Below are 23499 nucleotides of genomic sequence, written 5' to 3'. Positions count from 1 at the left end.
GGGTCGCCCGGTCAGCCGACGTGCGGGCGGACCCGCCGGAGCACGAGGTCCGGGTCGAACTCGTCTTCCGACTTGTCCCAGACGCGCTCGCCGTCGACGGTGACGGTGAGGACGCCGTGGTCGCCAGTGACGAGCGCCACGCGGTCGAGTCGCTCGCCGAACTGTTCGAGGAGCGCGTGCTGGAGCTGTTCGGCGCGGTCGAGGAAGCCGCAGGGGACGCAGTATTCGATTTCGACCTCGGTCATGGCCGGACGTTCACGGCGCGCGGGTAAAAACGAGAGGGCGGGCGGCGAGCGCGTCCGCGAGAGCGAACCCACCTACTTCCCGAAGCCGGGCCGCCACCGGAGGAGGACCACGGTGACGAGGAAGACCAGCGTCGAGAGGTCGTACGAGAGCGTCGTCACGGTCGCCGCGACCGCGGTTCCGCCGCCGAAGACGCTCGTGGCGACCGACGCGAGGACGGGCCACGAACACGAGACACAGGAAAAGAGGCCGACGACGCCGGAGACGGCCGCGCCCGCCGCCTCGACGACCGTGTCGTAGACGAGGAACGTGAGCGCCGCGTAGCCGACCACGCGCGCCGGCATGAGGACGAGGTTGAACAGGTCGCCGCCGTAGACGAGCGCCGGCCCCCATCCCGGCGGGAGGAAGGCGACGCGGACGCCGCTCGTCCCGCCGGGCACGGGCGAGGTGACGAGGCCGCCGGCGACCGCGAGGAGCGCGAAGTAGCCGACGGCGACGGCGGCCGCCTTGCGCTTCGTCGCGGGCGAGGCGGGGGCGACGTCGGTGTCGAACATGACCCAGAGGCCGACGATGACCCACGCGACGCCGTAGACGGCGTAGCGCGGCGCGCCGACGCTCGCCTCGGTGAAAAGCAGGTAGACGAACGCCAGAATCAGCGTCGTGTTCACGGCGACGGCGGCGCGGAGCAGACTGGCCCGCGAGGGGCGGGGAAGTGCGGATGCGGTTGCCATGTGTTTGGGTGGTGACGTAGTCGGTTCTCAGATGGCCAGCGTGTCGACGACGATGGCGAGGAGCAACATCCCGAGGTAGGCGTTCGAGGCGTGGAACGCCCGGAAGGCGGCGGTGTCGTCGCGCTCGTAGTGCAGGCGCACGACGAAGTAGAGGAACGCGCCGCCGAAGAGGATGCTCGTCACGAGGTAGACGACCCCGAGGGCGTCCATGACGGCGAGGCCGGCCGCCGAGACGAGCGTCGCGCCGAGCCACCAGAGGATGTGCTTTCGCGTCTCGGTCTCGCCGCGGACGACGGGCATCATCGGGAAGCCGCCGCGGGCGTAGTCGTCCTTGTAGGCCAGCGCGAGGTTGTAGAAGTGCGCGGGCGTCCACATGAAGATGACCACGGCGAGGACGATACCGCCGAGGCCGACGTCGCCGGTGACGGCGACCCAGCCGATGAGCGCCGGGAGCGCGCCGGCCGCGCCGCCGATGACGGTGTTCTGGACCGTGTTGGGCTTCAGGATGAGCGTGTAGACGACGCTGTAGAAGGCGATGGCGACGACGCCGAGGACGGCCGCGAGCCAGTTGACCGACGCGAAAAGCGCCACCGACGCAACCGTCAGGAGCAGGCCGAACGCGACCGCGTTGCGGACGGGGACGAGGTCGACCGCGAGCGGTCGGTCGCTGGTCCGTTGCATCCGGCGGTCAACGTCGCGTTCGAGGACGTGGTTGAACGTGCCGGACGCGCCGATAGAGAGGACGCCGCCGCCGAGGGTCGCCGCGATGACCTCGGGCGTGAGGCCGGGCGAGACGGTGCCGGCGAGCGCCATCGCCGCCGACGCGACGAGACAGAGGAGCCACATCAGCCGCGGCTTCATCAGCCGGAAGTACGCGTTGGCCGTCGCCTTCGCGCGGGCGACCGGCTCGGTCGGGACGGGCGGTCGCTCGCCGCCGTCGGCCGGGGGGCTCATCGACGGGGTGCCGACCGGCGCGTCGTCGGGGTCGCCGGTGGCCGCTTCGAGGGTCCACGCGAGGGCGGCGACGAACCCGCCGAAGATGACCATCCCGAGGACCAAGTGGAGCGTCGAGAGCGCGGGGCCGACGCCGACGGTCGCGACGACAGCGCCGAGACCGGCCTGTGCGGGGAACAGAAGCGCCGACGCGGTGACGGTCGCTCTCACGCGGCGAGACGTGTCGGTCCGCCACGCCGAGACGAGCGTTGCGACCGTGAGGAGGCCGACGAGGACGGCCGCGACGCGGTGGCCGAGGGCGACCCAGCCGTCGAGCGTCGCGGGGAGCGAAAAGCCGTCGCCGCACGCGGGCCACGCGCTACACGCGGCGGTCGCGTCCGTGAGCGCGGTCGTCGCGCCGACGATGAGCAGGAGATAGACGCCCATCGCGGTCGCCGCGAGCAGGCCGTGGAACGTGTTCGAACCGCGATTCGTGGCCACGAAATTCACCTACGGACGTGTTGGACCGTCCCGTATTTAGGACCCGCGCTTTTCCGCCTCGCGTTCGGGCGTCGCTTCCCGCGATATGGCGGGGTGGGGTTGATAAACGGCGGGCCGAGAGTCGGTACGCATTTATGCGGTTGTTCCTAACTCTCGCTCAGCATGAGAAAGACGCGTTTCGCGCTCGCGTCCCTGCTCGCGACGGCCGTGATGGCACTCGTTGCCACCCCCGCCGCCGCGCAGGCGTCTGCCACGTCGGAACTCATCAACCAGCTGAACGGGGAGCTACTGTACGTCGCCATCCCGATCACCGTGCTGGTGGAGGTCATCCTCCTCTACACCGTCATCAAGTTCCGCAACAGCGAGCGCGCACTGCCGACCAAGGAGAATCGCCGGCTCGAAATCACGTGGACCATCGCGACAGCGATTATCCTGCTTTTCGTCGGCGTCGCCTCCTACGGCGTGCTGGCCAACGAGAACGTCACGCACCAGGGCAACGATATCGCCATGGACGACGACCCGGTCGTCGTCACGGCCGAGGCCTACCAGTGGGGCTGGAACATGTACTACCCCGAGGAGGGTAACTTCTCGTCGGGCAACGAGATCGTCATCCCCGCGGACCGCCCCGTCTACTTCCAAATCACCTCAGCGGACGTGATACATGGATTCCACGTCCCCGAACTCGCGCTCAAGCAGGACGCGATGCCGGGTTCGACGAACACCATCAAGACCGTCGCCTACGAGGAAGGCACCTACCAGGGCTACTGTACCGAGTACTGCGGCGTCGCGCACTCCCAGATGTACTTCACCGTCGAAGTCGTCTCGCAGGACGAGTACCAGAACTGGCTCGACGAGCAACAGTCGGCCAACAGCGAATCGTCGTCTTCGTCCTCGAACGCCACCGCGACGAACTCCACGCAGTAACGCATCCCTTCTCTTTCGACCCTCGCCGCCGAGTGACGACGCTCGCGGTCGTCGCGGTCGGTCGCCGGAAAATCAGTCGGCAGTTCGCAGTTCGGGTCGTCTTCCGCGGCGAGCACTCAACAGCGCCGCTCGACGATGCGGTCGATGATGCGGCCCGTCGAGAGCAGTTCGTCGTCGTGGCGTTGCTCGCGCGGCGTCGCGCGCGTGACCTCGCAGTCGATGCCGCGGGCGTCGAGCGCGGCTTTGATTCCCTCCTCGTCGTGGTGTTGGTCGTAGCCGAGGACGATGACGTCGGGGTCGATGTTCTCGATGGGGACGAAGATGTCCTCGGCGTGGCCGAGATGCGCCTCGTCGACCACGTCGAGCGCGGCGACCATGTCGCGGCGCTGGCGGTCGTCGAGAATCGGTTTCGGTTTGTGCGTCACGTTCTCGCCGCGAGCGATGATGACGTGGAGTTCGTCGCCGAGCGACGCGGCGTCCGAGAGGTAGTGGACGTGACCCGGGTGGAGGATGTCGAAGGTTCCCTGCGCGATGACCCGCCTCATCGGTCCAACTCCGCGTCGATGTCGTCCTGCGTGAAGTCGAAGAACGATTCGGGGTCGGGGAGGTCGACGTCGAGCACGTCGAGGGTGCGGACCTCGCCCGACTGGTCGAACGCCTCCCAGTCGTCGGGGCCGTACGGCGAGCCGATGATGATGTGGACCCGGCCGCTCCCGAACGTGTCGAGGTCGGCGTCGCTCGGGCGGAGGACGCCGTTGGGGTGCGAGTGAATCGACCCGACGGCGCGGAAGTCGTTCGGCACGAGGTCGTTTCTGACGGTCGCGCTGAAGGGGTCCGAGACGGTCCCCGGGATGATGAGCACGTCCGTCACGACGTAGCCGTCGCGGTCGACGCCGACCCGTCGGGCCTCCTCGCCGCGGAGGAGTCCCATGTACTCGTTCGGATGCGTCTCCGCAGAGGCTTCGAGCGCGAAGTCGAGGGCGTCGGCGGCGATGCCGACGACCTCCCGCGACCGGAAGAGTCGCATACCGAACCGTCCGCGGGCGCTCCATCTAAGGGTTCCGGAACGCCGAGTCGGTCGCCGGAACGGAACCGCCATACTGAGGTCTGCGCTCGCCCGACCTCGGGTGTGACGCTCGATTCCGACCTCGCCGCCCGCGTGACCGACGCGCTCGACGCCGACGCGCCGCCGACCGCGACGACCGAACTCGACGGCGGACACGTTGGCCGCGTCTACCGCCTCGATTTCGACGGGCGCGACCCCGTCGTCGCAAAGGTGGGCGACACGCCGCTCGACGTGGAGGCGGCGATGCTCGACTCGCTCGCCGCGGCCGGCCTTCCGGTCCCCGCGGTCCACCATGCCGACGCCGACCTGCTCGTCCTCGACTACGTCGAGGGCGCGTCAGAGTTGACCCCCGCCGCCGAGCGCGACCTCGCCGCCCACCTCGCCGCGCTCCACGAGACGACCGCGCCGGCGTTCGGTTTCCCCTACGACACGCTCTCGGGACCGTACCGCCAGCCGAACCCGTGGACCGACTCGTGGGTGGCGTTCTTCCGCGACCAGCGCCTCCTGCCGTGGGCCGAGGCGGCGCTCGACGCCGGACTCCCCGCCGCGACAGCCGAGCGAATCGAGTCGGTCGCCGCCGACCTCGACGCGCTCCTCGTCGAACCGGCGGCCCCGCGGCTCGTCCACGGCGACGTGTGGGGCGCGAACCTCCGCGTCCGCGACGACCGCGTCGTCGCCTTCCTCGACCCGGCGTGTTACTACGGCCACCCCGAGGTCGAACTGGCCTACATCGACTGGTTCGACGCCGCGGGCGACGCCTTCTTCGACGCCTACGACGAGCGCCGACCCATCGCCGACGGCTTCTTCGAGGACCGCTCGCCCGTCTACGCGCTGTTCCCGCTCCTCGAACACGTCCGCGTCTTCGGGGCCGACTACGTCCCGTCGGTCGAAGACGCGCTGGACGAACTCGGCTACTGACCGCCCGCGAACGCGAGTCTCGGGCCGAACCGAGTCGAATCGAATCGTGAGAACCCGCCGCGCACGCGAGATGCTTTTGTAAAGCTTAACACTACCCCCTGACCTAGCGGGACTATGAGCGACGAGCACGCCGGGGATTCCGGCGACGACTCGGGTCCGAATTCGGACGCGCGACCTATCGTCTATGATCTCGCACCGAACTGTACCGCTGACGACGTCGAGACCGACGCGTACTACCACGCCGTCGTCAACGGCGTCGTGGAGTACGGCATCTTCGTGGACATCTCCGACTCTGTCTCCGGACTCATCCACGAGTCCAACCTCTCGGCCGACTACGAGGTCGGCGACCGACTGGTCGTCCGCCTCGAATCCGTCCGCGAGAACGGCGACATCGCGTTCGCCGAGGACACGCCCGACGACTACCGCACCCTGACCGTCGACCACGAGCCGACCATCACGCCTATCTCCAGTCTCTCGGTCGGCGAGTCGGTCACCGTCGAGGGCGTCGTCACGCAGATCAAACAGACCGGCGGCCCGACCGTCTTCCGCATCGCCGACGACTCCGGTATCGTCGCCGCCGCCGCCTTCGAAGAGGCCGGCGTCCGCGCGTTCCCCGAAGTCGACCTCGACGACGTGGTCCGCATGGCCGGCACCGTCGAAGACCACGAGGGCACCCGTCAGCTCGAAGTCGACGGCCTCACCGTCCTCGACGACGAGGCCGCGGCCGACGCCCGCCAGCGCATCGACGCCGCGCTCGACGAGCGCGCCGAGCCGGAGCCGGTCGAACCGCTCGTTGAGTGGTCGGCGTTCGAGAAGCTCCGCGGCGACCTCGAAGACGTGGCGCGCCTGCTCCGCCGGACGGTCCTCGAAGGCCGCCCGATTCGCGTCCGCCACCACGCCGACGGCGACGGCATGTGCGCGTCCGTCCCGGTCCAACTGGCGCTCGAACGGCTCATCACGGAGGTCCACGACGACCCCGACGCGCCGCGACACCTGTTCAAGCGCCTGCCGAGCAAGGCCCCGTTCTACGAGATGGAGGACGTGACCCGCGACCTGAACTTCGCGCTCGAAGGGCGCGCCCGCCACGGCCAGCGGCTTCCCTTCCTGCTCATGCTCGACAACGGGTCGACCGAGGAGGACGTGCCCGCCTACGAGAACCTCGCGCACTACGACGTGCCCATCGCGGTCGTCGACCACCACCACCCCGACCCCGAGGCGGTCAACCACCTCCTCGACGCGCACGTCAACCCGTACCTCCACGGCGAGGACTACCGCATCACGACCGGCATGATGTGCGTCGAACTCGCGCGGATGATTCACCCCGACGTGACCGACGAACTGCGTCACGTCCCCGCCGTCGCCGGGCTGTCTGACCGCTCGAAGGCGGAGGTCATGGACAACTACATCGCGCTCGCCGAAGACGAGGGCTACGACCGCGAACAGCTCCTCGACGTGGGCGAGGCGCTCGACTACGCCGCCCACTGGCTTCGCTACAACGACGGCGCGTCCATCGTCAACGACGTGCTCAACGTCGGCTGTGACGACGAGGAGCGCCACCGCGAACTCGTCGAGTTCCTCTCGACGCGCGCCGAGCGCGACGTCGAGCGCCAGCTCGAAGCCGCCGAGCCGCACCTCGAACACGAGCGCCTCGACAGCGGGGCCAACCTCTACCGCATCGACCTCGACAAGTGGGCCCACCGCTTTACCTACCCCGCGCCGGGCAAGACCACGGGCAAGCTCCACGACCGCAAGGTCCAGGAGACGGGCGAGCCGGTCATCACCATCGGCTACGGTCCCGACTTCGCCGTCCTCCGCTCTGACGGCGTCCGCCTCGACATCCCGCGGATGGTCGCCGAACTGAACGAGGAGGTCGTCGGCGGCGGCGTCTCCGGCGGCGGCCACCTCGTCGTCGGCTCCATCAAGTTCGTCAGCGGAATGCGCCAGGAGGTCATCGACAGCCTCGTCGAGAAGATGGCCGAAGCCGACATCGACGAAGAGCTGTCGACGACGGCGTAAGGTCGCAGTCGCGGCTTCCACTGAGCTTCATTCTTCGAACTCCAGTCGCCTGAGCGCCGCGAGTCCGACGACCACCGCGAGGGCGGCCGCGGCGACGAGTCCCGTCCTCGGCTCCGCCCCGCGCCCGCTGGCCCGCCAGTCCGCCGCGAACGCCTCGCGGAAGTACGCCGCGGCGGTCGGGTCCGACAGCGCGAGCACGAGTTCGCGGTTCTCCCGGGCCGAGTGTCGGTTCCAGTTGAGGCTCCCGACGAGCGCGGTATCGTCGGCGACGACGCCCTTCGCGTGAATCGCGCCGTACCGCCCGCCGGGGTGCGCGAGTCGAACCGAGAGCGGACTGCCGGTTCTGTCGGCCCACTCGTTCAGTCGCTCGGCGAGCGCGCGGTTTTCTTCTTCGTCGTACCACGCGCTCCCGAGGAGGAGCCGGACGCGGACGCCGCGGCCGGCGGCGCGCTTGAGCGCGCGGACGAACGGGCCGTCGGCCTCGACGGTCGGCTGTAGCACGTCGATTCGCCCCTCGGCGGCGTCGAGTCGGGAGACGACCGCCGACTCGGCGTTGTCGGGCGCGCGGATGACGGCGACGCGGTCGACCCGCACCGACTCGGGGGCGACGCGAGAGGGGTACGAGCCGGTCGCCGACTCGGTGCGGACGAACGACCGGCCGACCCGGTACGTCTCCCACGGCGCGGTCTCGGGGAGGCTCGCGTCGTCTTCGAACGTGGCCGCGAGGTCGGCCGCGACGGTCGGCGAGCGCGCGACGACGCCCCAGCCGCGGCTCTTTCGCCCGCCCGTCCCGGCGGGCTTCCAGTTTTCGGTCATGACGAGCGCCGCGTCGTCGACGACGGCGTACTTCGGGTGGTGAAACGAGTGGGGGTCGCCGACGACGCGGACCGAGACGCCGGCGTCGGCGAGGCGGTCGAGAACGCGCGCGGACCGTCGCGGGAAGCCGCCGACCGGGCTGTCTTCGACCAGTACCGAGACGGCGACGCCGCGCTCTCGGGCGGCGACGAGTTCGTCCGCGACGCGCGCGGAGGAGACGACGTAGCCCGCGAGCAGAATCCGCTCGTCGGCCGTTCGGAGCGTCGCTATCGGGCGGTCCGGCGAGTCGGGGAGGACGAACAGCGTCGCGTTCGCGGGGCCGTGGGTCGTGACGTTCCGCCGGGGGAGCGCCCGCGGCCACCAGGACCACGCGCCGTCCCGCCGTTCGAGGAGCGCGCCCTCGCGGCTTCGCTCGTAGCTGAGGCGGTCGGCGACGACGCCGTTTCCGCCCTCGCCGTCGGCATCGACGACGCGGAGCGTGACCGTCTCGCCGCCGTTCGCGAGGTCGAGACCGGACGCGACGACGGGGCGGTCGGTCAGGTTCGACGCCGCGGCCGGGTCGGTGGCGACGGCGACCGTGCCGCCGGGCGCGACGAACGAGACGGTGTCTTCGCCGTCGGACAGCGAGAGTTCGGTTCCCGCGGGCGCGGCGACGGCGACGAACTCGCCGCGGTCGTCGGGCGTCGCCGGATCGGGGAGCGCGGAGACGATTCGCGGGTCGCCCGATGCCGGCAGGTCGGCGGTGGCGGCGGTGGCGGTGGTGGCGGTGGTGGGAGTGGCCGAGTCGGTCGCGTGCTCCGTTCCCGGCGCGGCCGCTATCGGCGCGGGGACGACGGCCGCGGCCGCGAGCAGGACGACGAGCGAGGCGGCGAACGCGGCGGTGAGAGGCCGGCGGGACACACCCCGCGGTGGTCGCGTTCGCCTACAAAAACGTTCGCGACCGGGGGCTCAGTGGGGTGACTGCGAGAGAAATGGAACTAAAGGGGACCGCAGAACCGTCGGGGTGCCGCGTCGGTCGCGTCTCAGACGGTCGCTTCGGCCTCGACGTCGTCGCCGAGGAACTCGGCGGCGAGTTCGGCCTCGCGCTGGACGAGGAACGAGCGGTCGTCGGTGTAGCCGGCGGCCGCTTCGAGCGCGTCTTGCGTGCCGATTTGCCGGAGCGCCCACGCGGCGCTGGCGCGGACGGAGTCCACGTCGTCGTCGGCGACGGCGTCCGAGAGCGGTTCGACGGCGCGGGTGTCGCCGATGAGGCCGAGCGCGCGCGCGGCGGCCGAGCGGACGTTGTCGTTCTCGGTGACGAGCTTGTTCGCGATGGGCTGGGTCGCCTCCTCGGAGCCGATTTCGCCGAGCGCCTTGAACACGACCTTCTGGAGCGCGGGGTCGCTGTCGGTGTCGACGTAGTCGACGAGCATCTCGACGCCCTCCTCGGCGGCCATCTTCCCGATGGCCTTGATGACGCCCTTGTCGCGGCGCTTGGCCTGCCCCTCGATGGTCTCGTAGGCGCTGTCGTCGTTCATCCGCGTGAACGCCTCGATGCAGTACTCCTGCATGAAGTCGGACTGGAAGCTCTCGAAGGCGAGCGCGATCATCTCGACGTTGCCGCGCTTTTCGTGTTCCTTCAGCGCCGACAGCTCCGGCGGGTAGTCCTTGTAGTGGCCGAGCACGTCGTAGAAGCCCTGCACTTGGAGCTTCTCGCGGGTTTCGAGGTCGTCCCACTCCTGGGCGTCGTCGAGGCCGTCCGCGAGCCCGTCGGCGACTTCGATGAGGTCCGCGATGGTTTCCGCGTCCTCGTCGGCGTCGAGGGCGGCCGCTTCGATGGCCGAGACGGCGTCGTCGACAGCGGCGGTGAGCGCGTCCTCGTCGTCGCCGTCGACCGAGACGCCCGCGTCGAGCACGCCGTTGAACTCGTCGGCGAACGTCTCGACCGCGGCGACGATTTCGCCTTCGCCCTGCTCGGTCCACCGGGTGTCCGTAATCGTGGATTTGGCTTCTTCGAGCGTCTCGACGGCGTCTTCGGCGTAGGGGCCGCGCTGGGATTCGAGGTCGTCGCGCAGGTCGGACAGGCGCGATTCGAGCTCCTCGGCGGGGTCCTCTTCGTCTTCGTCGTCCGGTTCGGGCAGGTCCGCGGCCTCCACGTCGGCCTCGATGTCGTCGAGCGTGGCCTCGACCTCGTCGAGGTCGGCTTCGGTCTCGGCCGCGTCGAGAGCCTCCTCGGCCTCGGTCAGGCGCTCGTCGAAGCTCTCGGGCGAGAGTTCTGTCGTATCGTCGTCCCCGTCACTCATATGCCGGAAGTCCGTTCGACTGTAAAAAGAGCGTTTCCCTTCGCTCCGCGTCTCCGGACCGGGGACCGACCGTCGATTCCATCCGGGTCACTTTTTCTCGACCCGCCCGTTCCACCGAGCGTGACCGGTCCAACCATCGCCGTGCCACAGCGCGCCGCGTTCGACCTCGACCCGGCGCGAAACGAGGCGGACGTGCGCGCCCGCGCCGCCGACCTCCCCGAGTCGGTCGATATCGCGCTGTTCTCCGAGTACGCGCTCACGGGGTTCGTCGCCGACAACCGCGCCTTCAGCGGCGCGGTACCACGGGCGCGCGCGACCGACTTCCTCGCGTCCGTCGCCGCCGACAACGAACTCGACGTGCTCGCGGGCTACCTCGAACGCGACGGCGAGACGCTCTACAACGCGGCCGCCTACGTCCGGCCCGACGGCTCGGCGACCGTCTACCGCAAGCGACACCTCTGGGGCGGCGAGTCCGAGGTCGTCACGCCGGGCGACGAACTCGTCGTCGCGGACACGCCAGCGGGCCGGGCGGGACTGCTCACCTGCTACGACCTGAACTTCGTCGCCGACAGCGCCGCGCTGACCGACGAGCGAGTCGACGCCCTGTTCGTCGTCGGCGCGTGGCCCGCCGCCCACTCGACGAACTGGCGACTGCTCTGTCGCGCCCGCGCCCTCGACGGAGTCCGGTGGCTCGTCGGCGCGAACCGGACGGGAAGCGGGTCGATTTCGGGGGCCGCGGGCACGGAGTACGCGGGTCGTTCGCTCGTCGTCAGGCCCGACGGCGTCGTCGCGGCGGCGCTGAACCGCGGCGAGCGCGACCTCGTCTGGACGCTCGACCGCGACCTGCTCGCCGAACAGCGCGCGTTCGTCGGCTCGGTCGAGTAGCCGAAACCGGACTGCATCACCGGAACCGAGGGGGGTTTTTCCGACCCCGCCCAATCGAGGCCGATGACGGACACGCTCTTCACGCCGCTTTCGCTCCGCGAGACCGAGGTTCGAAACCGAATCATGGTCTCGCCGATGTGTCAGTACTCCTCGACCGACGGGTTCGCCGACGACTGGCATCTCGTCCACCTCGGCAGTCGCGCCGTCGGCGGCGCGGGCATCGTGATGTCCGAGGCGACGGCCGTCTCCCCGGAGGGGCGCATCACGCCGAACGACCTCGGCATCTGGTCTGACGACCACGTCGAGAAGCTCAGCCAGATAACCTCGTTCGTCTCGTCGATGGGGAGCACGCCGGCCATCCAACTCGCCCACGCGGGCCGGAAGGCGAGCAAGTCCCGGCCGTGGGAGGGAAGCGAGCCGGTCGCGCCCGGCGACGGCGGGTGGACCACCGTCGCACCCAGCGACGCGCCGTGGCCCTACGAGGGCGAGGCCCCGCCGACCCGAAAGCTATCGACCGACGGCATCGCGGGCGTCGTCGACGACTTCCGCGCCGCGGCCGAGCGCGCTCTCGACGCCGGCTTCGAAATCGCCGAGATTCACGCGGCCCACGGCTACCTCCTCCACGAGTTCCTCTCGCCGGTCACGAACCACCGCGACGACGAGTACGGCGGCTCGTTCGAGAACCGCACGCGGCTCCTCCGCGAGGTCACAGAAGCGGTCCGCGAGGTCTGGCCCGACGACAAGCCCGTCTTCGTCCGCATCTCGGCGACCGACTGGCTGGACGACCGCGAGTCGTGGGACATCGAGCAGTCGGTCCGCCTCGCGGCCGACCTCGACGACCTCGGCGTCGACCTCGTCGACGTGAGCGCCGGCGGCATCCACCCCGACCAGCGGATTCCGAACACCGGCCCCGGCTATCAGATTCCCTTCGCGGAGGTCATCCGCGAGGAGACCGACGCGATGGTCGGCGCGGTCGGCGGTATCCGAACCGCGCGCCACGCCGACGAGGTCGTTCGAAACGGCCGGGCCGACCTCGCCATCGTCGGCCGCGAGCATCTGTACGACCCGTACTTCGCGCTCCACGCCGCGGACGAACTCGCCGCAGACGCGGAGTGGCCGCCGCAGTACCAGCGCGCCGTCCCGCGTCGGTAAGGAAGCGACTCCCGAACCGCACTGATTTTCCACTCCCTCGAACGCTTATCCCCGCGGCGGCCCAACCGTGGCCCATGAGCGACCGACGACGCGACGACGACATCCTCGACTTACTCGACGAACTCGGGGACACACTCGACGAACTCGGCGCGGAACTCCGGGAGGAGCGCGACCGCAACCGGGGCCGCGACCGCGGCCGACGCGTCACCGGCGACGACCGGTTTCGGCCCCCGCGTCCCCCGACGTTCGGCGAGGTACTGCGGTTCACCGAGTCGTACACCATCCCGACGGTCATCGCCGTCCTCGAAGCGACGATCGCCTCGCTCGAACTGCTCCGCCGCCTCATGCGGCTTTCGGACCCCGGCCGCGCGATGGAAGACGCCCGAGGCGAGACGGAGTCCCGGATGCGAAACGTCCCGAAGAGCGCCGTCTCCGGCGTCGACCGCGCCCTCGACGAACTCCGAAACGCGCTCTCGGAGGCCGACCTGCCCTCGAACCCCGAGGCCCGGGACGTGATGGACCGCGCCCGCTCGCTGGCCGACGAACTCGACGCCCGAATCACCGAGGCCGAGCGCGAGCGAACCACCCGCGAGCGCCGCTGGCGCGAGGACGACCGCACGTTCGAATCCGAGTGGCAACGGCGCGACGACGCTCGGCGGTCCGGCGACGGGAACCGGGTCTCCCGCGACCCAGAGCCAGTCGGAACGGGGCCGGTTCGCATCGACGTGACCGAGGAAGCCGACCCGGACGGCGGGGACGACGAGAGCGAGGAGCCGACCGTCGACGTCGACGCCGAGCTGGAGTCGATTAAGCGCGAGGTGAAAGGCGGCGACGACGGCGACGCCCCCGGCGATGACGCCGACGCGGGCGACGAACCGAGCGACCGCTGAGCGCGGCACCCTCGGAGTTCTGCGTTCGACTCAGCGCGCCGGTCCCACGGCCACGCGGACCACGTCGCCGACCCACGCCGAGAGCGCGAGGAGCGCGACGCCCGCGCCGCCGGCCACGAGGACGGGCGTGAACTGCACGCCGGTGACGAGGACGAACAGTGCGAACAGAAGCGAGATGACGCCGACGAGCGCCAGCGCCGCCGCCGCGCCGAGTCGCCACCACGCGAGGTCGGCCGTCTTCGAGGTCTCGCGGACGACTCGGGCCACGCCCGCGGCGACGACGCCGAGGCCGACGAGATAGGCGGCGAAAAGCAGGTCGTAGCCCGCGCCCGCGGAGCCGAACGCGACTTCGAGGGCGTCGAAGCCGACGACGAGGAGATAGGTCGGCAGTTGGAGCGGTTGGAACTGAACGCCGGAGCCGAGGGCGTACAGGGCGGCCAGTACCGCCGTGGCGACCGCCGCGTCGCGCGCGAAGGAGACGCCGCTGGCGCGGTTCATACGCGAGATAGAAGGTGTAGTTATATCAACACTCGCCCGCTCAGAGCGGTTCGAAGCGGTAGCCGTCCCACTCCTGACTCGCGGGTTCGCGGATGCCCGCGCCGGGTTCGCGGAGTTCCTCGCAGTAGACCGGGCGGACCTCGTCGCCGATGTCGACTTCGTCCTCGCCGGTGACCTGCCCGATGGCGCGGACGGGTTCGCCGTCCACGTCGAACTCGACGATGGCGAGCGTGTTGGGCTGGCGGACGCCCGGCGGCGTCGCCGTCGATTTCGTCCACGTCAGCACCGTCGCCGTGTAGTCGCTGAGGTCGACCGTGCCGACCGGCTCCTCGCCGCCGGGGCCGACCGGGTGGCCGGGGTAGGTGATGCTCCCGTCGGGGTAACGGTACGCCTCCATTGGGGGATTGTCGGACATTATCGGGACTCCATGATGGTCGTGGTCACGCAGTTGCCGAAGCCGCCGACGTTGCACGCGAGGCCCACGTCGGCGTCGACCTGTCGCTTCCCTGCGTCACCGATGAGCTGTTTGTAAATCTCGTACACCTGCGCGACGCCCGAGGCCCCGAGGGGGTGACCCTTCGACTTCAGGCCGCCGGACGTGTTGATGGGGAGGTCGCCGTCGCGGTCGGTAACGCCCTCGTCGACGGCCTTCCAGCCCTCGCCCTTCTCGAAGAAGCCGAGGTCCTCCGACTGGAGGAACTCGAGGATGGTGAACATGTCGTGGAGTTCGGCCACCTCGATGTCGTCGGGTTCGAGGTCGGCCATCTCGTAGGCGATTTCCGAGGAGTTGACGACGCCGCCCATCGTGGTCGGGTCGGCGCGCTCGTGGACGACGTGGGTGTCCGTCGCGCCGCCGATGCCGGAGATGACGGCGTAGTCGTCGGTGTACTCGCGGGCGACCGACTCGGGGCAGAAGACGAGCGCCGCCGAGCCGTCGGTGATGGGACAGAAGTCGTAGAGGCGAAGCGGGTCGGCGACGACCGGCGAGTCGAGGACGGTGTCGAGGTCGACCTCCTTGCGGAACTGGGCGTGGGGGTTGTCCACGCCGTTTTTGTGGTTCTTGACGGCGACCTTTCCGAGCGACTCCCGCGGGGCGTCGTAGGTGTCGAGATAGAGCCGGGCGGTCAGCCCCGCGAAGGAGGGAAGCGTCACGCCGTGTTTGTACTCCACCGGGTGGGTCAGCGAGGCGATGACGTCCGTCGCCTCGGCGGTCGAGCGGTGGGTCATCTTCTCGCCGCCGACGAGCATCGTCATGTCGGACGCGCCGGAGGCGACGGACTGCCACGCGGCGTAGACGCCCGCGCCGCCGGACGAGGAGGTCTGGTCGATTCGGGCGGTGTAGGCGGGCATCGCCGCGAGGTCGTGGGCGAGGGCGTTCGGCACGCCAGTCTGTCCCTCGAACTCGCCGCTGGCCATGTTCGAGACGTAGAGGTGCTCGATTTCGTCGGGCGAGACGTCGGCGTCCGCGAGCGCGGCCTGCCCCGCCTCCGCGAGCAGTTCGCGAATCCACGCGTCCCGCTGGCCGAACTGGGTCATCGATGCACCGATAATCGCTACGCGGTCCATACGCGCACGTCGTCGCACCGCGATTTAAAACCGGGCAATCCCTCGCCGGCACGTCTCAAACCGTTTATCAGGCGGTCGCCCGAACGACCGGCCATGGACGCCGAACGCCTCGCGCCGACGGTCGGAATCGCCGGCGCGCTGCTGCTCGCACTCACCATCGCGATTCCCGCCGTCACCGTCGAGGCCGGGGACGGACAGGTGGCCGCCTACTACGCCGCGGGCCCGGTCGGCATCTCCTTTGTCGGGATGCTCGCGCTCCTCGAAACCGTCGTCTTCCTCTCGGGCAGACAGGAGCGGACCGACCCGGCGACGGCCGCCGGACTCGCCTTCGTGCTCTCGCTTTCGATGCTCGGCGTCGCCGCGCTGTGGTCGTTTTCCATCGACCAGACGCTCCTGTTCAGCTTCGACCAGCAGTACTCGTGGCTCACCTACCACCGCTGGTCCGTCGTGGCCGCCGCGTTCGTCACGTTCGTCGGCGGCGCGTGGTACGCCCGCGGCGTGTTGTAAGCCGACCCGACGGAACGAAAACCGACTTCTCGCGGGCGCGCCGCGTCGAACCACCCCGACGGTGTCCCCCGATTTTCCCGCCTCCGAGTCGAAAGGCCCTTAACAGTCGGTGGACAATGAGGGAGTGGACTAGGTCGGGCAGTTAGGCCCTGCTCTCTACCCGCGAAATAGGTCTTCAGCGGGGACCGAACACGGGCGCGTCCGGTCAGACCGGCGCGGGCCCCGGAAGCCAACGTAGAAACCTCGTCCTTCGGGGACAGCGGCTCCGCGTACCCCTTCCGCAGGGAAGGGTTCGCGCGGTTCATCGGTGGTACCCCGCCAGGCGCGGAAGCGAGCAGCGGACCATCGGACGTGCGTCGCTCGAGGGATCGCGGGGTGGAGGAGGCAACCGGGATTCCCCACGTCGGAACGCCGGGCAACCTCGCTGTCCACCCATTCATACCTCATTCAGTCACTCGCCGACCGACCGGTCTCTCGGTCGCGGACTCGACGCTCCGAGTCACCGAGGTCGTGTTCTCGCCGACATCGAGCGCGAGCGAGCGACCGCCGACTGTCGGCACTCGCCGGGCGTGAAATAACATAAGGGGTCTGTTTCCCCGGAGAGGCGTTTACTGTTTGTTCTCGGCTTCCGTCTCGGTCGCCTCGGCCTCGGTCTCGTCTTCTTCCTCGTCGTCGCTCTCGCCCTCTTCTGCGCCCTTCTTCAGTTCCTCTTCGATTTCCTCGCGGCCGCGGCGGAACTCGCCCATCGCCTGCCCCGACGACCGGGCCAGTTGGGGGAGTTTGTTCGCGCCGAACAGGAGGACGACGATGAGTAGGACGATGAGCAGTTCTGGGCCGCCCGGGAGTCCGGGGAACAGCGGAATGGAATCCAGCATTACGTTCGGTTACGTTCGGGGGGAAGATAAGACAGACGGTCCGCGGTGGTTCGTCGAATCCGCCGCAGTCCGCGTGTTTCGCTCGGACCACCACGACGTCACGCCCGCGTCACCGCCAACTGGTCCAGCCGCCGTCGACGACGATGGACTCGCCGGTGACGTACTTCGAGAGGTCGCTGGCGAGGAACACCGCCACGCCGGCCACGTCGTCCGGTTCGCCCTGCCGACCGAGCGGAATCATCGCGGTCAACTGCGCCATCTGCTCCTCGCTTGTCTCTTCGGCCCCCTCGGGACCGATTTTCGTCTTGATAGCGCCGGGGTGAATCGCGTTCACCCGGACGCCGTCGCCGCCGAGGCCGTGGGCGAGCGAGTACGAGAGCGTCCGAACGGCCCCTTTCGACGCGCTGTACGACGGGTAGTTGCCGTTGCCGAAGATGCCGTTGACGCTGGAGACGTTGATGATGCTCCCTCCGCCGGACTCGACCATCCGCGCCGCGGCCGCCTGCGCACCGAAGTACACGCCCTTCAGGTTGATGTCCATCATCTGTTGGAACTCGGCTTCGGTGACTTCGAGGAACTCCTCGGGCCGCCAGATGCCGGCGTTGTTCACCATCACGTCCACGCCGCCGAACGCCTCGGCGGCGTCCATCGCCGCCTCGAACGCGGTCGGGTCGGTCACGTCGAGTTCGACGTACGTCGCCGACGAGTCGGTGTCGGCCTCGATTTGCTCGTGGGTCGGCGCGCCGCCCTCCTTCGGCTCTTCGCGGATGTCGCAGACCACCACGTCAGCGCCCTCCTCGGCGTAGGCCAGCGCGATTCCCCGTCCGATTCCCGAGCTACCGCCGGTTACGACCGCGACGCGGCCGTCGAGCAGACTCATGTGTAACACACCACACACGAATATAGTGGGAACGATAGTTAAGGATAGCCGCCGATTCCGACGGGGTGAGAGCTACCGGAGCCGAGGCTCGACGGGCGGCGGTTCGGAGAAGATGCACCGGCTGGGAATCGAACCCAGATAATTGGCTTGGAAGGCCAATGTCTTACCATTAGACCACCGGTGCTCGTTTCATTCGCACCGTGCATCGACGGACTCCGTCCGTCTCAACACCAGTGCTCGCTCGCTTCACTCGCTCGCACCGAGCCTCGGCCTCGCTTCGCTCGGCCGAGACACCGATGCGCGCGAACGTCGCGTCTATCCCTTCATTCTCGACGCCCCAATAAGGATGTTACCTTTTCGGTCAGGCGGCGAGGGAGGTCGATTCGCCGCCCTCGGCGGGGTTGTCGGGGGCGCTCCCGACTACTTCGAACTCGAACTCGGTCTCGGCTTCCGCCTCCCCGTCGACGGCGACCACCGTCACGTCCCGCTCGTCGGGGATGGCGACGGCTAACTCGCCGTCCGCGTCGGTGGTTCCGACGGTCTCGCCGTTTATCGTCACCGTCGCGTTCTCCACGGGCGTCCCGTTCCGCGTGACGACGACCGTCGCGTTCTCGCCGGCGGAGACGTTCCCGTCGAAGCTCACGGTGAGGTTGCCCTCGGCGTCAGTTTCGGCGCGCTCGCCGTCGTCGTCTGTCTCGTTCTCGGCCGCTTCGACCTCGGCGTTCGCGTCAGCCTCGGCCTCAGCCTCGGCGTCCGCGTCGGCCGTCTGCTCCGCGCCGACCTTCGTAATCGGGACGTTCGTCCCCGACTCGCTCACGACGGGCTTGAGGATGTACTTCCCGCTCCCGCCCGCCTCGAACGCGGTGATGTCGAAGACGAAGTCCACGGACTCGCCGTTGCCGACTTCGAAGTCCGTGTTGAGCTGAAGCTTGTTACTGGGGAGCTTCACGTTGACCTGTTCGCCGGTCTTCAGCGTCCCGTTCACGTCGCTCACGCGCACGAAGACCTTCGTGTAGTTGCCCTCCGGCACGTCGTACTCGCCGACGAGACTCGCGTTTTCGCCCTGCAGTTCGGTCAGGTCGACGGTCACGTTGTCGACCTCGTAGGTGACGCTCGACTCGCCGTCGGCCGCGTCGGTGTCGTTCACGCCGGCCGATTCGATGTCCGCGTCGGCGTCGGCATCAGCGTCAGCGTCGGCATCGGCGTCAACGTCGACCGAGCCGTTGGTCGAGGCGGACGTGTTCGTCGTGTTCGCGGTCGCGTTGGCTTCGATTTCCACCTCGACGCTCGCGTTCGCCTCCGCGTCGGCGTCGCTCGCGGCGTCGGTCTCAGTTTCGTTTTCGGTCTCGGTTTCCGCGTCGCCGGCGTCGGCTTCGGACTCGGCCTCCGCGTCGCCGTCCGCGCGGACGAGCGTCACGCGCTCGATGGTGACGTTGAGGTGTTCGAAGTCCGCGATGGCGTTCTGCTCGTCGCTCACGTAGAAGTTCACGGTCCCGGTCCGGGCCGCGTCGCCGCCGTCGGACGACGCGGTCGTCGTCGCGTCGGCGCTCCCGTCTGTCTGCGTCTCGGTCATCGTGCCGGCCCCGCCCGCACAGCCGGCCAGTACGACCATGAGCGCGAGCAGGACAGTCGCAAGTCCAGTACGTTTCATCGTGGGAGACCGTACTGGCCGAGAGAACTTTAGAAGGGTGTTCGTACGCCTCGGTTTTCACCGAATTTCGCCGAATTACGGCCTCAGTCGTCCGCGTGCGACTCGTTGAACTGTTTCGCCTTGGCGAGCAGTCCGGGCGAGATGCCGGGCACGTCGTCGACGCTCACCGCGCCCTCGGCGCGAATCTCGTCGAGGCTCTTGGGGAACTCGCGGAGTTCCATGTGGATGGCGATGCCCGCCTTCGCGCCCTTGCCCATCGCCACCGGAATCTGGTTGTGACCGGGGGTGATGTCGCCGACCGCGAACACGCCGTCGACGCTGGTCCGGCCGTGGTCGTCCACGGGGACCGTCCCGTCGTCGTTGAGCTTCACGTCGAGCGCCTCGAACAGCGTCGTGTTGTAGTTCGAGCCGTACATCGCGAAGCCGCCTTTGTACTCGCGGACGCTCCCGCCTTCGAACTCGAAGCTCTCCAGCCAGCCGTCGTCGCGCTTCGTCATGCCCGAAATCTCCTCTTCGACGATGTCGACGGGGTGCGCGCGGACGAGTTCGTCCGTCTCCTCGGACCACGTCGGCTCGTCGCCGCGAAGTAGCAGGTCCACCTCGTCGGTGAAGTTGAGCATTATCATGGCGACGTAGGCCGCCGAGTCGGAGTGGCCCATCACGTACACCGACTCGTCGACGAACATGTAGGCGTCGCAGTGGAGGCAGTAGTGCAGGCCCTTGCCGGTGCGGGGAAGCGGCGGGTCGGGCCGCTCGTCGTTGAAGCCGACGCCGAGGACGACGCGGTCGGCGACGAACTCGCCCTCGTTGCCGACGAGGCGGAACCGACCGTCGTCCAACCGCTCCGCGTCGGTCACGAAGTCGCGGTGGATGTCGGTCCCGTAGTCTTCGAGCTGGCCGCGAGCGGTTTCGAGGAACTCGTTGCCGGAGACGTCCTCGGTGACGCCGATGACGTTGTGCGTGTCGAGCATCATGGCCGCGCGGCCGCCGCCGCGGTCGACGAGCGCGGTGTCGTGGCCCAGTCGCGTCGTGTAGAGCGCGGTCTGCAGGCCCGCCGGGCCGCCGCCCACGACGACAACCTCGTACTCCCGTGGTTCGTCGGTCTCGGTCATACACGGCAATTCGTCGCGGCGCTCTTAAGCCCACATCACCTGTGCGCGGCCGGCATCCACCCGGAATTCGTTAGCAACCGACACGGATCCGTCCGACGCTCGAAGCCGACCACGACGCCCAGCGGCCGCCCCTCAGCGCCCGCGCCCCTCAGCGCCCGCGACGACGGCGTAGCAGTTCCCGCTGGAGACCGTCGATTCGACCACCGAGAGGTCGCTCGCGTCGAGGTCGGCGTCGAACTCGTCGGGCGCGTAGATGTGGTAAAATCGGGGGACCGTCTCGCCGCCGGGGAGCGTCCAGTCGACCGTCGTGTCGAAGCCGTCGTCGCGGTCGAACGTGTCGTGGGCGGTGCTCCACGCGCTGACGACCGCGCGGCCGTCAGCGTCGAGCACGCGCGCGAGTTCGTTCAGGCTCGCCACGCGCGCCGCCCGCGGCGCGAGGTGGTGAATCGTCGCCACGTACACCGCGAGGTCGAAGGCGTCGTCGGCGAAGGGGAGCCGCGAGGCGTCGCCCTGCACGAGTCCGGCGTCGAAGCCGCGTTCGGCCGCCCGCGCGACCGCCTCGTCGAGGAGGCCGCGGCTCACGTCGAGGCCGACGACGTCCTCGGCGTGCCCGGAGAGGAGTTCGACGTGCCGGCCGTTTCCACAGCCGAGGTCGAGCGCGCGTTCGGCCGGCCCCGACTCGGTCGCGTCGGCGACGAACGACTCGACTTCGGGCCACGGGTACTCGCGGGTCGACGCGAAGTGCGACGCGATGCGGTCGTACGTCTCGCGGACCCCGTCTCGGGGTTCGTCTCCGTCCATGCCGGTCGGTCGGGGCGGCGGGACAAAGACCGCACGGGTCGCGGTCGAGCAGACCAGCGCCGTCGGGCGTCTCCGACCCGGCGACCGCGGGGGACGCGGGACGCGCGAGAGGCGCAGGAGCCGGAGCGTCAGATGAACATGAACGTCACGTAGGTGATGGCGAGCAGGACGACGGCGTGTTTGACGCCGTCGGCGATCTGTCCTTCACCGAGCTGTCCGGCGACGAGCCCCGAGCAGAGCCCCTGAATCGCCGTGACGTGGAAGAACAACAGCGTGTACGAGGCCGTGTTCACGTCTCGGAGCCCCGAGAACGTGCCCGAACTGACGCCCGCGACCTCGCCGGAGCCGACGGCACCGGCGCTGGCCTGCTCGACCGCGGGGATGAACGACACCGTCAGCGCGGCGACGATGCCGAGGAAGACGAGAAACGAGATGTAGATGACGAGGAGGTAGGTGACCATCTCCTGGTTCCGCTCGCGGGCGAGGCGGCGGCTGTCTTGGGCCTCGTTGGCCGCGATTCGGAGCACGGGCGCGAGGTCGCCGCTGGCGCTCATCGCGTTGGCGATGAGGGTCACCGACCGCGACACCATCGGGCTGGCCGTCCGGCGGTCCATCCGCCGGAGCGCGGTCTGGGCGTCGGCCCCCCAGTCGATGTCGCGGACGACGCGCTCGACCTCGTCGCCGAGCGGCCCGAGGTCCGACGCCGACACCCGGCGGAGGCTCTGGACGACCGTCAGGCCGGCCTCGTTGACGCTGGCGAGGCGGTCGAGGAAGTCGGGCATGCTCCGCTCGATGGTGCGAATCCGGCGCTTACGCACCTCGTACAGCGCCGCGACGACGACGAGCGCGCCGATTGCGGCCTCGACGACGTGTTGGTCCGCCGCGCCGGCGACGTCGAGTATCGTGGGGTCCGCGGGGAGCGTGGTCCGGAGCGCGACCCAGCCCAGCCCCAGCGGGACGGTGAGCGCCAGCGTGGCGAGCGGCTTGCGTCCGAGGCTATCGAGCGGGCGCTCGAACCAGTCGCGAACCGCGCGGAAGCGGTCGTAGGCGGCGAGTCGCTCGCGGTTCGCGCCCCACGGGTCGACTCCGAGGTCGGTCTCGCCGCCGTCGGTCTCAGCCGGCCCCTCGCCGCCGGCGATTGCGCCGAGACGAGCCGAGTCGCTCGCGGTGTCCGCGCCGTCGTCCGCGACCGTCGCGCCCCGGAGCGACTCGGTGATGCTGTCGATGTAGACGACGAAGCCGAAACTCGCCAGCGGGATGCCGACGTAGCCGACGATGCGGATGAGCGTCAGCGTGTCCGCGAGGACGAGGCCGATGACGACGAGGACGGTGATGAAAAACAGCGGCCCGGCGACGAGGACGGTGACGTACACCTCGGCGAACGTCGAAAGCAGGTCGAGGTACTGCTGTTGTTGGGCCTCCGCCTCCGCCTGAAACCGCTCGTACTGCTCTTGGAGGAACGACGAGAGGTTGCGGCCGCTCCCGAGGACGCTCGCGAGGTTCTCGGCGAACTCTTCGAGGCTCGGGCTCGGCGTCCGCGTGGCCATCGACTGGAGGGCCGTGAGCACGTCGGTGCCGAAGGCGTCCATGTCGCGGACGACGATGCCGACCTCGCGCGCCGCCTCGCCGTAGATGGCCTCGTTTCGGGCCAGCGTCTCCAGCACCTTCGGGAACGGCATCCCCGACCGCGACAGGGCGAAGACGAACGCGACCGTCCGCGGGAGCGTCGCCTCGATTTCCGACGAGCGGGTCCGCGCCCGCTCGGTGAGGACGTACCACCGGCCCCAGTAGACGCCGACGGCGAGGAGCGTCCCGAGCGTCGCGCTCGAAAGCAGAAGCGCGAGAAACAGGTCGTGGAGCGAGAGCGCCCGAATGCTCGTGAGGCCGCCGAGGAAGCCGAGCGGGGCGGGGAGGACCTCCCGAATCGTCTCGGACTGGACGGCGAGGGTGTCGAGCGTCGCGGCGGCGAGGTAGACGCCGAAGACGCTCCCGGCGACGCCGAAGACGCCCGCCATGAGGAGCGTCCGCGAGGCGTACACCCGGTGGGTGACGCTCACGTGCGCCGCCCGCAGTTGGGTTCGTTGTCCCCTGCGCCGGGGGTTCTCGTTGGCGACGTAGAACCCGAAGACGGAGAGCGCGACCCGCGAGACGAGGAGGTCGGCGGCGCGGCTCACCGGCGACAGGACGACGGGGAGGACGAGGAGGACGGCGAGGAAGAGCGGAAGCAGGAACAGCGACTGCGCGGCGGCCAT

General features: G+C 69.3%; 23 protein-coding genes, 1 tRNA gene and 1 other RNA gene. 8 read left to right on the top strand and 17 right to left on the bottom strand.

Annotation, left to right across the window (positions count from 1 at the left end; translation table 11 throughout):
- Positions 1-11: 11 nt before the first annotated feature.
- From C438_RS17315 to cyoE, 3 genes are all read right to left on the bottom strand, one after another.
- Entirely contained in the window at positions 12-245 is a 234-nt protein-coding gene (locus C438_RS17315) for a SelT/SelW/SelH family protein (RefSeq protein WP_004971007.1), read from the bottom strand.
- A 72-nt stretch (positions 246-317) separates the two neighbouring features.
- Positions 318-974, bottom strand: a complete 657-nt coding sequence (locus C438_RS17310; protein WP_004971006.1) for a DUF7546 family protein — start codon at positions 972-974, stop codon at positions 318-320.
- 27 nt (positions 975-1001) lie between these two features.
- Positions 1002-2408, bottom strand: a complete 1407-nt coding sequence (gene cyoE, locus C438_RS17305; protein WP_004971005.1) for a heme o synthase — start codon at positions 2406-2408, stop codon at positions 1002-1004.
- Between the two features lie 162 nt (positions 2409-2570).
- On the opposite strand from cyoE, the gene coxB reads away from it, so the two are divergent.
- Entirely contained in the window at positions 2571-3332 is a 762-nt protein-coding gene (gene coxB, locus C438_RS17300) for a cytochrome c oxidase subunit II (RefSeq protein WP_004971004.1), read from the top strand.
- Between the two features lie 116 nt (positions 3333-3448).
- On the opposite strand, the gene C438_RS17295 is transcribed toward coxB, so the two are convergent.
- Together C438_RS17295 and C438_RS17290 are read right to left on the bottom strand one after the other, a co-directional pair.
- Positions 3449-3877: an adenylyltransferase/cytidyltransferase family protein gene (locus tag C438_RS17295; protein ID WP_004971003.1), complete on the bottom strand. Its 429-nt coding sequence runs from the start codon at positions 3875-3877 to the stop codon at positions 3449-3451.
- Entirely contained in the window at positions 3874-4359 is a 486-nt protein-coding gene (locus C438_RS17290; RefSeq protein WP_004971002.1) for a Mov34/MPN/PAD-1 family protein, read from the bottom strand. The genes C438_RS17295 and C438_RS17290 overlap by 4 nt, the downstream gene beginning before the upstream one ends.
- A 102-nt stretch (positions 4360-4461) precedes the next feature.
- Here C438_RS17290 and C438_RS17285 point away from each other — a divergent pair, with 102 nt between their 5' ends.
- Together C438_RS17285 and C438_RS17280 are read left to right on the top strand one after the other, a co-directional pair.
- Positions 4462-5316 carry a fructosamine kinase family protein gene (locus C438_RS17285; RefSeq protein WP_004971001.1) on the top strand — a complete coding sequence of 285 codons (855 nt, stop codon included), beginning with the start codon at positions 4462-4464 and terminating at the stop codon, positions 5314-5316.
- Positions 5317-5430: 114 nt separating this feature from the next.
- Entirely contained in the window at positions 5431-7332 is a 1902-nt protein-coding gene (locus C438_RS17280; protein WP_004971000.1) for a DHH family phosphoesterase, read from the top strand.
- A gap of 27 nt (positions 7333-7359) precedes the next feature.
- Here the strand turns inward: C438_RS17280 and C438_RS17275 are convergent, their stop codons facing one another.
- Together C438_RS17275 and C438_RS17270 are read right to left on the bottom strand one after the other, a co-directional pair.
- The gene (locus C438_RS17275) at positions 7360-9048 is read right to left on the bottom strand and encodes a phospholipase D-like domain-containing protein (RefSeq protein ID WP_004970999.1); all 1689 of its coding nucleotides are present in this window, start codon (positions 9046-9048) and stop codon (positions 7360-7362) included.
- A 122-nt stretch (positions 9049-9170) separates the two neighbouring features.
- The gene (locus tag C438_RS17270) at positions 9171-10430 is read right to left on the bottom strand and encodes a HEAT repeat domain-containing protein (RefSeq protein WP_004970998.1); all 1260 of its coding nucleotides are present in this window, start codon (positions 10428-10430) and stop codon (positions 9171-9173) included.
- A gap of 120 nt (positions 10431-10550) precedes the next feature.
- Between C438_RS17270 and C438_RS17265 the strand changes: the two genes are divergently transcribed.
- From C438_RS17265 to C438_RS17255, 3 genes are all read left to right on the top strand, one after another.
- Entirely contained in the window at positions 10551-11315 is a 765-nt protein-coding gene (locus tag C438_RS17265; protein WP_004970997.1) for a carbon-nitrogen hydrolase family protein, read from the top strand.
- A gap of 63 nt (positions 11316-11378) precedes the next feature.
- On the top strand, positions 11379-12467 hold the full coding sequence (locus tag C438_RS17260; RefSeq protein WP_004970996.1) for an NADH:flavin oxidoreductase/NADH oxidase: 1089 nt from the start codon (positions 11379-11381) through the stop codon (positions 12465-12467).
- 74 nt (positions 12468-12541) lie between these two features.
- Entirely contained in the window at positions 12542-13357 is an 816-nt protein-coding gene (locus C438_RS17255) for a DUF7547 family protein (RefSeq protein ID WP_004970995.1), read from the top strand.
- A gap of 30 nt (positions 13358-13387) precedes the next feature.
- Here C438_RS17255 and C438_RS17250 read toward each other — a convergent pair whose 3' ends face one another.
- From C438_RS17250 to C438_RS17240, 3 genes are read right to left on the bottom strand one after another with little or no spacing between them, the layout of a single operon-like run.
- Positions 13388-13855 carry a hypothetical protein gene (locus C438_RS17250; protein ID WP_004970994.1) on the bottom strand — a complete coding sequence of 156 codons (468 nt, stop codon included), beginning with the start codon at positions 13853-13855 and terminating at the stop codon, positions 13388-13390.
- Positions 13856-13895: 40 nt separating this feature from the next.
- Positions 13896-14270 carry an OB-fold domain-containing protein gene (locus C438_RS17245; RefSeq protein ID WP_049918202.1) on the bottom strand — a complete coding sequence of 125 codons (375 nt, stop codon included), beginning with the start codon at positions 14268-14270 and terminating at the stop codon, positions 13896-13898.
- A complete protein-coding gene (locus C438_RS17240; protein ID WP_004970992.1) occupies positions 14270-15421 on the bottom strand; it encodes a thiolase family protein in 1152 nt (383 codons plus the stop codon). Before C438_RS17240 ends, C438_RS17245 begins: the two co-directional genes overlap by 1 nt.
- A 93-nt stretch (positions 15422-15514) precedes the next feature.
- Here C438_RS17240 and C438_RS17235 point away from each other — a divergent pair, with 93 nt between their 5' ends.
- Positions 15515-15928: a DUF7548 family protein gene (locus tag C438_RS17235; RefSeq protein ID WP_004970991.1), complete on the top strand. Its 414-nt coding sequence runs from the start codon at positions 15515-15517 to the stop codon at positions 15926-15928.
- Between the two features lie 122 nt (positions 15929-16050).
- Positions 16051-16362, top strand: an RNA gene (ffs, locus tag C438_RS19185) — signal recognition particle sRNA.
- 174 nt (positions 16363-16536) lie between these two features.
- Here the strand turns inward: ffs and tatA are convergent.
- The 7 genes from tatA to C438_RS17200 all read right to left on the bottom strand — a co-directional run bounded on the left by tatA (position 16537) and on the right by C438_RS17200 (position 23499).
- A complete protein-coding gene (tatA, locus tag C438_RS17230; protein WP_004970990.1) occupies positions 16537-16803 on the bottom strand; it encodes a twin-arginine translocase TatA/TatE family subunit in 267 nt (88 codons plus the stop codon).
- 109 nt (positions 16804-16912) lie between these two features.
- Positions 16913-17683, bottom strand: a complete 771-nt coding sequence (locus C438_RS17225) for an SDR family oxidoreductase (RefSeq protein ID WP_004970989.1) — start codon at positions 17681-17683, stop codon at positions 16913-16915.
- 113 nt (positions 17684-17796) lie between these two features.
- Positions 17797-17867 (bottom strand) — tRNA-Gly (locus C438_RS17220).
- A 177-nt stretch (positions 17868-18044) separates the two neighbouring features.
- Positions 18045-19295, bottom strand: coding sequence for a DUF4382 domain-containing protein (locus tag C438_RS17215; protein WP_004970988.1), 1251 nt, complete (start codon positions 19293-19295; stop codon positions 18045-18047).
- A gap of 122 nt (positions 19296-19417) precedes the next feature.
- Complete coding sequence (locus C438_RS17210; protein WP_004970987.1) at positions 19418-20446, bottom strand: NAD(P)/FAD-dependent oxidoreductase; 1029 nt, start codon at positions 20444-20446, stop codon at positions 19418-19420.
- Between the two features lie 132 nt (positions 20447-20578).
- Positions 20579-21247 (bottom strand): class I SAM-dependent methyltransferase, encoded by a 669-nt coding sequence (locus C438_RS17205; RefSeq protein WP_004970986.1) that lies wholly within the window; start codon positions 21245-21247, stop codon positions 20579-20581.
- A gap of 128 nt (positions 21248-21375) precedes the next feature.
- Positions 21376-23499 carry a type II secretion system F family protein gene (locus C438_RS17200; protein WP_004970985.1) on the bottom strand — a complete coding sequence of 708 codons (2124 nt, stop codon included), beginning with the start codon at positions 23497-23499 and terminating at the stop codon, positions 21376-21378.

It is taken from the genome of Haloferax denitrificans ATCC 35960 (assembly GCF_000337795.1).
GTDB classification, from domain to species: domain Archaea; phylum Halobacteriota; class Halobacteria; order Halobacteriales; family Haloferacaceae; genus Haloferax; species Haloferax denitrificans.
Note: the sequence above shows the minus strand (reverse complement) of the source record. Positions and strands in the feature narration are given on the sequence as shown.

Excerpts from the sequence above, each read along its gene's own strand:
- C438_RS17295 (WP_004971003.1), bottom strand. The coding sequence starts at position 3,877 with ATGAGGCGGGTCATCGCGCAGGGAACCTTCGACATCCTCCACCCGGGT.
- C438_RS17250 (WP_004970994.1), bottom strand. The coding sequence starts at position 13,855 with ATGAACCGCGCCAGCGGCGTCTCCTTCGCGCGCGACGCGGCGGTCGCC.
- C438_RS17245 (WP_049918202.1), bottom strand. The coding sequence starts at position 14,270 with ATGTCCGACAATCCCCCAATGGAGGCGTACCGTTACCCCGACGGGAGC.
- coxB (WP_004971004.1), top strand. The coding sequence starts at position 2,571 with ATGAGAAAGACGCGTTTCGCGCTCGCGTCCCTGCTCGCGACGGCCGTG.
- C438_RS17205 (WP_004970986.1), bottom strand. The coding sequence starts at position 21,247 with ATGGACGGAGACGAACCCCGAGACGGGGTCCGCGAGACGTACGACCGC.
- C438_RS17280 (WP_004971000.1), top strand. The coding sequence starts at position 5,431 with ATGAGCGACGAGCACGCCGGGGATTCCGGCGACGACTCGGGTCCGAAT.
- C438_RS17315 (WP_004971007.1), bottom strand. The coding sequence starts at position 245 with ATGACCGAGGTCGAAATCGAATACTGCGTCCCCTGCGGCTTCCTCGAC.
- C438_RS17270 (WP_004970998.1), bottom strand. The coding sequence starts at position 10,430 with ATGAGTGACGGGGACGACGATACGACAGAACTCTCGCCCGAGAGCTTC.
- C438_RS17215 (WP_004970988.1), bottom strand. The coding sequence starts at position 19,295 with ATGGTCGTACTGGCCGGCTGTGCGGGCGGGGCCGGCACGATGACCGAG.
- C438_RS17240 (WP_004970992.1), bottom strand. The coding sequence starts at position 15,421 with ATGGACCGCGTAGCGATTATCGGTGCATCGATGACCCAGTTCGGCCAG.
- C438_RS17260 (WP_004970996.1), top strand. The coding sequence starts at position 11,379 with ATGACGGACACGCTCTTCACGCCGCTTTCGCTCCGCGAGACCGAGGTT.
- tatA (WP_004970990.1), bottom strand. The coding sequence starts at position 16,803 with ATGCTGGATTCCATTCCGCTGTTCCCCGGACTCCCGGGCGGCCCAGAA.
- C438_RS17225 (WP_004970989.1), bottom strand. The coding sequence starts at position 17,683 with ATGAGTCTGCTCGACGGCCGCGTCGCGGTCGTAACCGGCGGTAGCTCG.
- C438_RS17235 (WP_004970991.1), top strand. The coding sequence starts at position 15,515 with ATGGACGCCGAACGCCTCGCGCCGACGGTCGGAATCGCCGGCGCGCTG.
- C438_RS17310 (WP_004971006.1), bottom strand. The coding sequence starts at position 974 with ATGGCAACCGCATCCGCACTTCCCCGCCCCTCGCGGGCCAGTCTGCTC.
- C438_RS17200 (WP_004970985.1), bottom strand. The coding sequence starts at position 23,499 with ATGGCCGCCGCGCAGTCGCTGTTCCTGCTTCCGCTCTTCCTCGCCGTC.
- C438_RS17290 (WP_004971002.1), bottom strand. The coding sequence starts at position 4,359 with ATGCGACTCTTCCGGTCGCGGGAGGTCGTCGGCATCGCCGCCGACGCC.
- C438_RS17255 (WP_004970995.1), top strand. The coding sequence starts at position 12,542 with ATGAGCGACCGACGACGCGACGACGACATCCTCGACTTACTCGACGAA.
- C438_RS17210 (WP_004970987.1), bottom strand. The coding sequence starts at position 20,446 with ATGACCGAGACCGACGAACCACGGGAGTACGAGGTTGTCGTCGTGGGC.